Consider the following 11,643-nt stretch of genomic DNA (forward strand, 5'->3'; position numbering starts at 1 on the left):
GAACCTCCTGGTTCCCGGCCGACACTCAGCCGGACTTGCGGCGGAACGTGCGCTGCACGGGTCCGACGGTCTCCGACCCGTGGACCGAGCCGGTGTTCGACCCTCCGTCCGCGGTGCGGTGGCTCGCTGCGTTCTTGCGGTCCAACGCCTCGCGGAACTTCGCCTTGGCGTCCTCGCTGGGCGTGGTCCCGGGTGTCTCGTCCTTCGACGTCGTCATCGGCGGGCCTCCTTCTCTCGGTGGAACAGGTACGCCGTCGGGCGCTCCCGTGCCCCAGCCTGTCGCACGCGGCGGGGTAACGCCAGCGAATACGACGGGGTACGGTCGAGACATGTCGCACAAAGCGCCGGAGCCGGGCTCCGGGATGCCGTTCGCCCGCGCCGGACGTTCCGGCCTGGTCCTCCCCCGGCTGTCTCTCGGACTCTGGCAGAACTTCGGCGAGTCGAGCCCGTTCACGGCGCAGCGCGACCTGGTCCTGCACGCGTACGAGCGCGGGATCGTGCACTTCGACCTCGCGAACAACTACGGCCCGCCTGCGGGTTCGGCGGAGGCCACGTTCGGGCGACTCCTGGCGACGGACCTCCGAGGGCATCGTGACGAGCTCCTGGTCTCGACCAAGGCGGGCTACCGCATGGGCCCCGGGCCGTACGGTGAGGGCGGGTCGCGCAAGTACCTGCTGTCGTCGCTCGACGCGTCGCTGCGCCGCCTCGGCACCGACCACGTGGACGTCTTCTACTCCCACCGCTTCGACCCGACGACCCCGCTCCGCGAGACGATCGGCGCGCTCGCGACGGCCGTCTCCTCGGGCAGGGCCACCTACGCGGCCATCTCGTCGTACTCGGCCGAGCGCACGACCGAGGCCCTCGCGGTCGCCGACGACCTCGGCCTGCCGCTCGTCCTGCACCAGCCGTCGTACTCGATGCTGAACCGGTGGATCGAGGCGCCGGGCCCGGGGGCCCGCAGCCTGCTCGACGTCGCAGGCGACTCGGGGACCGGCCTGATCGTCTTCTCGCCCCTTGCCCAGGGCATGCTCTCCGACCGGTACCTCGACGGGGTGCCACCGGACTCGCGCGCTGCCCGCTCGATCTCGCTGCGTCCTGAGCACCTCGCCCCCGAGAACCTCGCGAGGATCCGAGCGCTGCGGGAGGTCGCGAGCGGTCGGGGGGAGCCTCTCGCCCGGACGGCGATCGCCTGGACGCTGCGCGACCCGCGCGTCACGTCGGTCCTCGTGGGGGCACGCACAACGGCTCAGGTGGACGAGAACCTCGCAGCCCTCGACGCGCCGCCGTTCACGACCGACGAGCTCGCGGCGATCGACGCCGTGACGACCGAGACCGCGCCCGACGGGAGCCGCCGGCCCCTCGACACGGGTATCAACATCTGGGCCGCACGTTCGAGCGACCTCTAGTCGAGCGGCCGACCTCGCCGAGCCGTCGACCGGTCGCGCCCGACGGCTCAGACCTGGTCGGGCACCACGTCGCCGGACGGCTCGTCGTCCGCCGTGCGAGCGTCGGCCTCGCCGAAGCTCGCCGCACGCTCCTCGCGCTCGGCGCGGAGCGAGTTGATCGCCGTCTCGAAGTCCTCGAGCGAGTCGAAGGCCTGGTAGACGCTCGCGAAACGCAGGTAGGCGACCTCGTCGAGCTCGCGGAGAGGACCGAGGATCGCCAGCCCGATCTCGTAGGCGTCCAGCTCCGCGCTCCCCCCGGCCCGGAGCGACTCCTCGACCTTCTGAGCGAGCACCGCGAGGTCGTCCTCGTTCACGGGGCGCCCTTGGCACGCCTTGCGCACACCGGTGACGATCTTCTCCCTGCTGAAGGGCTCGGTCACGCCCGAGCGCTTGACGACCGACAGGCTCGCCGTCTCGATCGTGGTGAAGCGGCGGTTGCACGCCGGGCACTGCCTACGACGACGGATGGACGCGCCATCGTCGGAGGTCCGTGAGTCGACGACCCGTGAGTCCGCGTGCCGGCAGAACGGACAGTGCATGAGGCGGTACTCCTGTAGGTCTGCGCGAAGGGTCCAGGGCGGGCGCCGCGGACGCTGCGTCCTGAACCTATGTCTCGACCTCGACAGGGCGCAAGGCGCCCCGCCAGGCGGGACGGTCACGATGGGTCCTCGCACATGAGAACGGAGGTGGCCGATACCGGCCACCTCCGTCGGGACGCCCCCGTCCCCATCTCACGTCCGCGACTCGCCTCGCTGACGTCGACGCAACTGCGGAGATGCGCGTGGCGCGTCTCCCCCTCACCGACCGACCCCCCAGCCGGGTTGGTGAGGCAGTACTAACTTAGGGGAACCTAATGCTCTCGCGCAAGCCCTGACGGGTCAGCGTCCGAAGTCCGGGTCGACGGGGAGCAGGAGCTTCTGGCCGACCTGCAGACCCGTCGAGGACAGGTTGTTGAGCTCGGCGAGGTCCGCCATGACGTCACGGACGTCCCGCCCCCCGGAGGCCACCGCGGACGCATGCTGCCACAGCGTCTCCCCTGCCTCGACGACGTGGATCCGCACCTCGACCGGCTCACCCGGTCCGGACGCGACCGCACGCACGCCCCACAGGGCCCCGAGCGCGACGACCGTCGCGACGAGCAGCACGAGGACGACGCGACCCCGCGTCGTCAGCCTCAACGGCGCCTCGACCCGGGCGCCGCCGCGCCGCTCGTCACGCCGTCCGTCATACCGCTCGATGCGCCATCCGTCGGAAGCACCCGTCGCAGTGATCGCACTCATACCCGCTCCTTCGCCCGTGGCGCCCGAACCGCCTTCCCCGGTCGGTTCGAACACCTGTACGTCGAACATCTGTACGATTTCTATCACCGTCGGGCGCGGATGTCGAGACATGCTCGAACATGTGTTTGATTCGTGTCGTCGTGTGACCTACGCTGTGGGAGTACTGGTCGTCCGATATGTCGGACGCTCGTCGCGGGTCCTCCCCGCGCGGGCTGACGAGAGCCCGGTCGGCCACGCTCAGGAGCCGGTGCCGCTCACGGCGCCGCTCGCAGGACAGGGACCGAGACGGCCGAGCAGGGCGGAGACGACGATGGCGGGACGGGTGGCCGACACCACGGGCAGGCTCGCGAAGGTGCACGAGCTGCCCGACGGCACGACGGGCGGCGACGGCCTCACGCCACGTCAGCGCCTCGTGCTCGAGACGATCCGCGCGTCGGTCGACCAGCGCGGCTATCCGCCGAGCATGCGCGAGATCGGCGAAGCCGTGGGGCTGACGAGCCCCTCGAGCGTCAAGCACCAGCTCACGACGCTCGAGCGCAAGGGCTACCTGCGTCGCGACCCCAACCGTCCGCGCGCCATCGAGGTCGTCCAGCACGACGACGCTCGCGCCATCACCGCGCTCCCCGGGAGCGCTTTCCCGCGCGTGGAGGGCATCGACACGTCGGAGGACTCCCCCGAGCGTCCCACGCCGTCGTACGTCCCCGTCGTGGGACGCATCGCTGCCGGTGGCCCCATCCTGGCCGAGCAGGTGGTCGAGGACGTGTTCCCGCTCCCCCGGCAGCTCGTGGGTGACGGCGAGCTCTTCCTGCTCCGCGTGGCGGGCGACTCGATGATCGACGCCGCGATCTGCGACGGGGACTGGGTCGTGGTGCGCCGGCAGCCGGTCGCCGAGAACGGGGAGATCGTCGCGGCGATGATCGACGGCGAGGCGACCGTCAAGACGTTCAAGCGCATCGACAAGCACGTGTGGCTCATGCCGCACAACGAGGCGTACCGGCCCATCTCGGGGGACGACGCCCAGATCCTGGGCCGCGTCGTCTCGGTCCTGCGGAGCCTGTGAGCCCACCCGCACGGTGACCGTCCTGCGGCGACCGCGGGTACGACGAAGGGGACGGCCCGGTGGGTCGTCCCCTTCGTCGCACCCGCAGCCCTCGTGGGCAGCGGGAGGGCTACAGCCCGAACCTCTTGGCCACGGCCCGGACCGAGTCCGCGGACGCCCGGAGCCCTGCGAGCTCGTGGTCGGACAAGGGGACCTCGATCCGCTCGCCGCACCCTCGCCGATCGAGCAACGACGGGACGGAGAGGCACACGTCGCTGATCCCGTGGAAGTCCTCGAGCAGCGAGGAGACCGGCAGGACCCGGTGCTCGTCGTCGAGGACGGCCTCGATGATGCGCGTCGCGGCGAGCGCGACCGCATAGTTCGTCGCCCCCTTGCCCTCGATGATGCGGTAGGCCGACTGCACGACCTCGTGCGCGATGTCCTCGCGCACCTCGGCCGTGAGCGGGCCCCGGCCCTTGAGCCCCTGCCACTCGAGCAGCGGGACCCCGCTGATCGTCGCCGAGCTCCAGAGCGGGATCTCGCTGTCGCCGTGCTCCCCCGCGATGTACGCGTGCACGTTCTGCACCGCGACGCCGCAGTGCTGCGCGACGAGGAAGCGGAGCCGGGACGAGTCCAGGACCGTGCCGCTCCCGAAGAGCTGGTTCGGTGGCAGGCCCGAGTACTTGAGGGCCGCGTACGTGACCACGTCGACCGGGTTGGTCACCATGATGTAGACGGCGTTGGGCGCGACCTCGACGAGCCCGGGCAGGATCGTGCGCACCAGCGAGATCGTCGCCTCGGCGAGGTCCAGGCGCGTCTGTCCGGGCTTCTGCTTGGCACCTGCGGTGAAGACCACGACGTCGGCGTCGGCGCACACCGCGACGTCGTCGGAGCCCTCGACCTTGGCCATGGGCATGAACTGGATGCCGTGCTGCAGGTCGAGGACCTCGGCCTCGACCTTGGTCCTGTTGACGTCGAGCAGGCTCACGGTGTGAGCGGCCCCACGCATGAGCGCCGCGTAGGCGAGGGTCGATCCGACGGAACCTGCGCCGACGATCGCGAGCTTGGTGGTACGGGCGGGCACTGTGCCTCCTGGACGTTGAGCGCCGGTCGTCGGTCGCTGCACGAGCGTCACGACGTCCGTCGCGTGGACTGCCAGGTCTCAGCCTAGGGCGGACAGGCGCTCGAGCGCAGAGAGGACGACCCGGCGGTCGGTCGTGGTCCAGAAGTCCGGCATCGACTTCGTGAGGTAGGAGCCGTAGCGGGCGGTCGCGAGGCGCGGGTCGAGGACCGCGACGACCCCGCGGTCGGCGGTCGAGCGGATGAGGCGTCCTGCGCCCTGCGCGAGCAGGAGCGCGGCATGGTTCGCGGAGACCTGCATGAACCCGTTGCCGCCCGCGGCCTCGACCGCACGGGCGCGGGCGGACTTCACGGGGTCGTCGGGACGCGGGAAGGGGATCCGGTCGATCAGGACGAGCTGACAGCTGGGACCAGGGACGTCCACGCCCTGCCACAGCGAGAGCGTGCCGAACAGGCACGTCGCGGGGTCCGCGGCGAACTCCTTGACGAGCGTCGGCAGCTGGTCCTCCCCCTGGCACAGGATCGGGACGTCGAGGCGCTCACGCATGGCCTCGGCGACCGCGAGCGCCGCCCGCCGTGAGGAGAAGAGCCCGAGGGTCCGGCCCCCGGCCGCGGCGATGAGGTCGGCGATCTCGTCGAGCTGGCCGTCCGTCGCGGCCTCGCGGCCGGGCTGGGGCAGGTGCTTGGCGATGTAGAGGATGCCCTGCTGGGGGTAGTCGAACGGGCTGCCGACGTCCACGCCCGTCCAGGTGGCACCGTCGTCGTCGAGGCCCAGCGACCGGGCCACGGGGTCGAACGTGCCACCGAGGGCGAGCGTCGCCGAGGTGAAGACGCCTGTGCGCTCGGTCAGGAGGTGCGTGCGGATGAGGCCCGCGACCGCGAGCGGCGCGGCGTGCAGCTTGCTCACGCCGTCCCCGCTCCACCGGCCGTCGTCGCCCGCGCGTGAGCACCACAGGACGTCATGACCGGTGGGGTCCTGGGCCATGCGCTCGGCGATCTCGAAGACCTGGAGCATGGTCGCCTGGGCCATCTTCATGCCGGTGTCCGGCTGTGCCTGCGGGCCGCCCGAGGTGTCGGGCTTGAGCGCGCTCAGCACGGTGCGCGCGGCGTCGCGGACGGCGGCCACGGCTGAGCGTGCGTCGTCGGGCAGGCCGTCGGGGAATCGCTCCGCGGGCAGGGACGCGACGACGGTCCCGAACGCGCCGGTCGCGAGGTCGAGGTCCGTCGTCTGGACTCCACCGTGGCGGCGTGCGAGGCGCGCCGCGTGCTCGATGATCGGCACGGAGAGGTCCGCGGTCGCGGCGGCCGTGACGCGGTCGCTGAGCTCGTGCGCCTCGTCGACGACCACGACGCCGTGCTCGGGCAGCACACCGGGCGAGCCCGACGCCGCGATGCCCAGCATCGCGTGGTTGGTCACGACGACGTCGGCCTCCCGGGCGCTCGTGCGCGCCTGGTCGGGGAAGCAGTCGTCGATGAGGGGGCACTTGGCGCCCAGGCACTCGAGCGCCGTGACCGAGACCTGCCGCCAGGCCTTGTCGGAGACGCCCGGCACGAGGTCGTCCCGGTCCCCTGTCGTGGTCTCCTGGGCCCACTCGCGCAGCCGCACGACCTGCTCCCCCAGGGCCGCGGCCCCCGAGGCCGCGCCGGGCGCAGGGTGCTCGGCGACGCCCGCACGCTCGCCGCCCGTGGGCAGGTCGAACAGCGTGGGCTCGTCGGCCGGGTAGCCGCCCTCGATCTTGTGCTGGCACAGGTAGTTGTGCCAGCCCTTGAGGAGCGCGATCCGCGGAGGGCGCGGCAGGCGGTCGGCGACGGCCTCGGCGACGAGCGGCAGGTCGCGCGTGATGATCTGGCGCTGGAGGGCGAGGGTCGCGGTCGAGACGATGACTCGCTCGTCCTCGCACACCGCGTGCCGCACCGCCGGCACGAGGTATCCGAGGGACTTTCCGGTGCCCGTCCCGGCCTGGACCAGCAGGTGGTCGGGGCCGCCCGAGCCGTCGATCGTCCGCGCGACGTTCACGGCCATCTGGTGCTGCCCGGCGCGGCGTCCGCCTCCGAGGGCGCCGACGGCGAGGTCGAGCAGCTCCTCGACGTCAGGGGTCGCGGGGCCCGTGGTCAGGGTGGTGGTGGTCTCCTCGGGCACCCCGGAAGTCTACGGGGGGCCACCGACACGGCTGGGCGCTCCCCCGGGGTTCCGCCGGACCGGGCGCGTACCCGGTCCGGCGGAAGCGACCTCAGGCCCGGACCGCGACCGCGTGGAGCTCGAGCGCGAGCCCCTCGTCGACGCGACCCAGCAGCCGCGTCCCGGTCTCGACGTGCTCCTCGAGGTCGATCTCGCCCGTGAGGTGCACACGGTTGACCAGGTCGCCGCGGTGGTAGGGCACCACGACGTCGATCGAGACGTCGGGACGCGGCAGCTCGTCGGAGATGAGCTGGAGCAGGTCGTCGATCCCCTGCCCGGTGTGCGCCGAGACGAGGATCGTGCGGCGCTCGCGCCCGCGGATGCGTGCGACGACGTCGGGGTCGGCGACGTCGACCTTGTTGAGCACGACGACCTCGAGCACCTGGTCGATGCCCGGGATGTCGGCGAGCACGTGGCGGACCGCCGCGATCTGCCCCTCGGGGTCGGGGTGCGACGCGTCGACGACGTGGAGCAGCAGGTCGGCCTGGCCGACCTCCTCGAGCGTCGAGCGGAACGCCTCGACGAGCTGGTGCGGCAGGGACCGCACGAACCCGACCGTGTCGGCGAGCGTGTACACGCGCCCGTCCTCGGTCTGCGCGCGCCGGACGGTGGGGTCCAGGGTCGCGAACAGGGCGTTCTCGACGAGCACGCCCGCGCCCGTGAGGGCGTTGAGCAGGCTCGACTTGCCCGCGTTCGTGTACCCCGCGATCGCGACCGACGGGATCGCGTGGCGCTTGCGCGAGGACCGCTTGGTCTCGCGGCCCGGCGCCATCGCGGCGATCTCACGGCGCAGCTTGGTCATGCGGTCGCGGATGCGGCGCCGGTCGAGCTCGATCTTGGTCTCACCGGGTCCGCGCGAGCCCATGCCCGCGCCGGCGCCGCCCACCTGACCACCGGCCTGCCGGGACATCGACTCGCCCCAGCCTCGCAGGCGCGGGAGCAGGTACTCGAGCTGCGCGAGCTCGACCTGCGCCTTGCCCTCCCGGGACTTGGCGTGCTGGGCGAAGATGTCGAGGATGAGCGCGGTCCGGTCGACGACCTTGACCTTGACGATGTCCTCGAGCGCGCGGCGCTGCGAGGGCGCGAGCTCGCCGTCGATCACGACGGTGTCCGCGCCGCTCACGGCCACGACGGACGCGAGCTCCTCGGCCTTGCCCGACCCGAGGTAGGTCCCGGGGTCCGGCTTCTGGCGGCGCTGGAGCACGCCGTCGAGCACCTGGGAGCCCGCCGTCTCGGCGAGGGCCGCGAGCTCGCGCAACGAGACCTCGGCCTCGGTCGCCGCGGCCTCGCCGCTGCCGCTGTACAGGCCGACGAGCACGACCTTCTCCAGTCGCAGCTGCCGGTACTCGACCTCGGTGACGTCCTCGAGCTCGGTCGAGAGGTTCGCGACCCGTCGCAGCGCGGTGCGCTCGGCGAGCTCGAGCTGTTCGCCGTCGTGGACGGAGTGCTGGGTGCCTCCCTCGGCGCGCGCGGTCCCCGCCCGTGCGAGCACCCGTGCCACGACGTCACCGGCGATGTCGCGCTCGGGGCGCACGGTCTCCGGTTCGGTCTCAGGGGTGGGGTTCGCGGGGGTCTGGGTCATGGGCCGCCTTTCAGCTGAGGGTCCGGGCGCCGGATCGAGGTGACCTGGGCCGGTCGTTTCCGTCCGGAGACGCTCCGGTCGGCATGTCGTACAACAAGCGTGGCACGCCGGATCGTCCCGGCGCGAACCAATTCGCCCTGCGGGGCCGCGGTTCATCCCAGGGCGCAGCGGGGACCGGCCCGTCCGGCGCGCCCAGGGCCACCGCGGCGGGTCGTGCGCCGGCCGATAGGATCGGTCCTCGTGACCACACCTCCCGACGCGGCGCCCGAGCCCTCCCCCGACCACTACTTCACGGCGCAGCCCGCCTCCGCCGAGGAGCGCCGGGAGCTCACGGTCCGGCTCGCGGGCCGCGAGGTCACGGTCGAGGTCGCGTCGGGCATCTTCTCCCCCGGGCGCCTGGACCTGGGCACGCAGGTCCTCCTGCGCTCGGTCCCGGACCTGCCGCCCGTGGCGCCCGGGCCCGACGGCGCAGCGAACCTTCTGGACCTCGGCTGCGGCTGGGGCCCGGTCGCGCTGACCATGGCGCTCGAGTCGCCCGCCGCGACCGTGTGGGCGGTCGACGTCAACGAGCGTGCGCTCGACCTCGCGCGCCGCAACGCGGCACGGCTGGGGCTCGAGAACGTGCGCGCGGTGCGCCCCGAGGACGTCCCGGCCGACGTCCGGTTCGCGGCGATCTGGTCGAACCCGCCCATCCGGGTCGGCAAGGACGTGCTGCACGACATGCTGCTGCACTGGTTGCCGCGCCTGGAGCCCGGCACCGAGGCGTACCTCGTGGTGCAGCGCAACCTGGGCGCGGACTCGCTCATGGCCTGGCTGAACGAGCACCTGGACGACGAGCTGTCGGTCAGCAGGCGTGCGAGCGCCAAGGGGTTCCGGGTGCTCGAGGTCGCGCGCGCGGGCTGAGCGCCCGCCGCCCCCACCCGGCCGCACCGACCCGCCGCCTCGCCCGAGGCGACCACGGGTCGTCGCGCGCCGAGCGCGCCGGTGCGCGCCGCCGTCGGGCACCTGGGTGCGCCCGCGGTGCCGTGGTCAGCGGGTGAACGCCGCCAGGTCGATCTCCGCCCCGAAGACGATCTCGGCCGGTCCGGCGAGCTCGACGCGGCCGCCCTCCAGGGCGGTCACGCGCACCGTGCCGCCGGGCACGTCGACGAGCCACACGTCGGGCGACGACGGGCCACCCCACGCCCGGACCGCGAGCGCCGCGGCGCACGCCCCCGTCCCGCAGGACTCGGTCTCGCCCACGCCGCGCTCGTGCACGCGCATGCGCAGCCGTCCGACGACGGTCCCGTCGACCGAGACCTCCTCGCCGAGCGGGACGACGAGCTCGACGTTGGTGCCGTGCGGGGGCTCGGGCGAGACGGTCGGGGCCTGCGTGAGGTCGGCGGCCTCGAGCTCGTCCTCCTGCGGCAGCGCGAGGACCGTGTGCGGGTTGCCCAGGTCGACGCTCAGCGCGGGACGTGGGACCTCCCAGCCCGAGATCGCGACCGCCGCGTCGAAGCCCTCGTCGAGCGCCTCGCGTCCGCCGGGCAGGAACCACGGGCCCATGTCCACGGCGTACCAGCCGTTCGCCTCCTTGCGCACGTGCTTGACGCCTGCGCGGGTGCCGACCGCCAGGCCCCGGGGAGCCGCGGGCGCCTCGTGCGCGTCGTCGGCGCCGGACCGGTCCTCGGTGGTGCCGAGGTCGACGAGCCCGAGCCGCTCGGCGAAGGCCGCGAAGACGCGCACCCCGTTGCCGCACATCTCGGCGATCGAGCCGTCGGCGTTGCGGTAGTCCATGAACCAGATCGCGTCGGGGTCCTCCGCGAGGACCTGCGCCGACTCGGGCATGTACGCGGTGGGCACGAGCCGGATCACGCCGTCGCCGCCGATCCCGGAGCGGCGGTCCGCGAGCGCCCGGACCTGGGCGGCGTCGAGGTCGCGGCTGCCCTCGAGGTCGGCGATCAGGACGAAGTCGTTGCGGGTCCCGTGGCCCTTGGCGAAGCGGGTCGTCGAACGGGGCGGCGTGGGGCTCATGAGCCCAGACTACGGCGCGTCGGGCGGTCGTCCGTGCGTGCGTCCAGGGTGCCGTCGTCGGCCGCCCGGACGACCTCGAGCACGTCGGCGAGGAGCGTGGGCGACTGCGCGTCGAGCCAGTGCACACGGGGGTCGCGGCCGAACCAGCCCATCTGCTTGCGGGCGAGCCGGCGCGTGTTCGCGGTGATCTGCTCGCGTGCCTGGTCGGTCGTGATCTCACCGCGCAGGTGCGCGAGGACCTCGGCGTAGCCGACGGCTCGTTCCGCGGTGCGTCCGAGGCTCGGGGCGAGCGCCCGGACCTCGTCGAGGAGCCCGTGGTCCCACATCCGCTCGACGCGGCCGGCGACGCGCGCGTCGAGCGTCTCGCGGTCGCAGTCGAGCCCGATCTGCACGGCGGGGCGGACGTACTCCTGGCGCGGGAGGTTCGCCGTGAAGGGCTCGCCCGTGATCTCGATGACCTCCAGGGCCCGGACGATCCGTCGGGTGTTGGCGGGGCCGATCGAGATCGCCGCCGCGGGGTCGAGCCGGGACAGCTCGGTGTGCAGGGCCCGCGTGCCCTCGCGCTCGGCGCGCTCCTCGAGGCGGGAACGGACCGCGGGGTCCGTGCCGGGGAAGTTCATCTCGTCGAGCAGCGCGCGCACGTAGAGCCCCGAGCCGCCGACGACGACGGGGCGGGCGCCGCGCGCGGCGATCGCGTCGAGGTCGGCGCGCGCCGCGGCCTGGTAGTCGGCGACCGAGGCGTCGGCGGCGGGGTCGAGCACGTCGAGCTGGTGGTGGGCGATCCCCCGCCGCTCGTCGACGGGCACCTTCGCGGTCCCCACGTCCATGCCCCGGTAGAGCTGGTAGGCGTCGGCGTTGACGATCTCTGCGGGGGCCAGGGCCTGGGCGAGGTCGAGGGCGAGGTCGGACTTCCCGGTCGCGGTGGGGCCGACGACGGCGACGATGAGCATCCGAGAACCGTACCCGGCCCCAGCGCCGAGGACCTGGTCGGACAAATCCACCCTGTCCCGGTGTGGGTGGTCGTG

General features: G+C 73.0%; 11 protein-coding genes. 3 read left to right on the forward strand and 8 right to left on the reverse strand.

Annotation, left to right across the window (positions count from 1 at the left end; translation table 11 throughout):
• Positions 1-25 precede the first annotated feature (25 nt).
• Positions 26-217, reverse strand: coding sequence for a DUF5302 domain-containing protein (locus tag IE95_RS0104950; RefSeq protein WP_030150529.1), 192 nt, complete (start codon positions 215-217; stop codon positions 26-28).
• Between the two features lie 112 nt (positions 218-329).
• On the opposite strand from IE95_RS0104950, the gene IE95_RS0104955 reads away from it, so the two are divergent.
• Entirely contained in the window at positions 330-1,406 is a 1,077-nt protein-coding gene (locus tag IE95_RS0104955) for an aldo/keto reductase (protein ID WP_030150530.1), read from the forward strand.
• A gap of 47 nt (positions 1,407-1,453) precedes the next feature.
• On the opposite strand, the gene nrdR is transcribed toward IE95_RS0104955, so the two are convergent.
• Both nrdR and IE95_RS19470 read right to left on the reverse strand, forming a co-directional pair.
• A complete protein-coding gene (nrdR, locus tag IE95_RS0104960) occupies positions 1,454-1,984 on the reverse strand; it encodes a transcriptional regulator NrdR (protein ID WP_030150531.1) in 531 nt (176 codons plus the stop codon).
• Positions 1,985-2,323: 339 nt separating this feature from the next.
• On the reverse strand, positions 2,324-2,725 hold the full coding sequence (locus IE95_RS19470) for a LysM peptidoglycan-binding domain-containing protein (RefSeq protein ID WP_164984119.1): 402 nt from the start codon (positions 2,723-2,725) through the stop codon (positions 2,324-2,326).
• 310 nt (positions 2,726-3,035) lie between these two features.
• Here IE95_RS19470 and lexA point away from each other — a divergent pair, with 310 nt between their 5' ends.
• Positions 3,036-3,785 carry a transcriptional repressor LexA gene (lexA, locus tag IE95_RS0104970; RefSeq protein WP_030150533.1) on the forward strand — a complete coding sequence of 250 codons (750 nt, stop codon included), beginning with the start codon at positions 3,036-3,038 and terminating at the stop codon, positions 3,783-3,785.
• A 109-nt stretch (positions 3,786-3,894) separates the two neighbouring features.
• On the opposite strand, the gene IE95_RS0104975 is transcribed toward lexA, so the two are convergent.
• From IE95_RS0104975 to hflX, 3 genes are all read right to left on the reverse strand, one after another.
• Positions 3,895-4,848, reverse strand: a complete 954-nt coding sequence (locus IE95_RS0104975) for an L-lactate dehydrogenase (protein ID WP_030150534.1) — start codon at positions 4,846-4,848, stop codon at positions 3,895-3,897.
• Between the two features lie 78 nt (positions 4,849-4,926).
• Positions 4,927-6,984: an ATP-dependent DNA helicase gene (locus IE95_RS0104980; RefSeq protein ID WP_051702752.1), complete on the reverse strand. Its 2,058-nt coding sequence runs from the start codon at positions 6,982-6,984 to the stop codon at positions 4,927-4,929.
• A gap of 91 nt (positions 6,985-7,075) precedes the next feature.
• On the reverse strand, positions 7,076-8,605 hold the full coding sequence (gene hflX, locus IE95_RS0104985; protein WP_030150536.1) for a GTPase HflX: 1,530 nt from the start codon (positions 8,603-8,605) through the stop codon (positions 7,076-7,078).
• Positions 8,606-8,845: 240 nt separating this feature from the next.
• On the opposite strand from hflX, the gene IE95_RS0104990 reads away from it, so the two are divergent.
• A complete protein-coding gene (locus tag IE95_RS0104990) occupies positions 8,846-9,508 on the forward strand; it encodes a class I SAM-dependent methyltransferase (protein WP_030150537.1) in 663 nt (220 codons plus the stop codon).
• A 126-nt stretch (positions 9,509-9,634) separates the two neighbouring features.
• Here the strand turns inward: IE95_RS0104990 and IE95_RS0104995 are convergent, their stop codons facing one another.
• Together IE95_RS0104995 and miaA are read right to left on the reverse strand one after the other, a co-directional pair.
• The gene (locus tag IE95_RS0104995; RefSeq protein ID WP_030150538.1) at positions 9,635-10,618 is read right to left on the reverse strand and encodes a diaminopimelate epimerase; all 984 of its coding nucleotides are present in this window, start codon (positions 10,616-10,618) and stop codon (positions 9,635-9,637) included.
• Positions 10,615-11,568 (reverse strand): tRNA (adenosine(37)-N6)-dimethylallyltransferase MiaA, encoded by a 954-nt coding sequence (gene miaA / locus IE95_RS0105000; RefSeq protein ID WP_030150539.1) that lies wholly within the window; start codon positions 11,566-11,568, stop codon positions 10,615-10,617. Before miaA ends, IE95_RS0104995 begins: the two co-directional genes overlap by 4 nt.
• Positions 11,569-11,643: the final 75 nt, after the last annotated feature.

The organism is Oerskovia turbata, from assembly GCF_000718325.1.
GTDB lineage: Bacteria > Actinomycetota > Actinomycetes > Actinomycetales > Cellulomonadaceae > Oerskovia > Oerskovia turbata.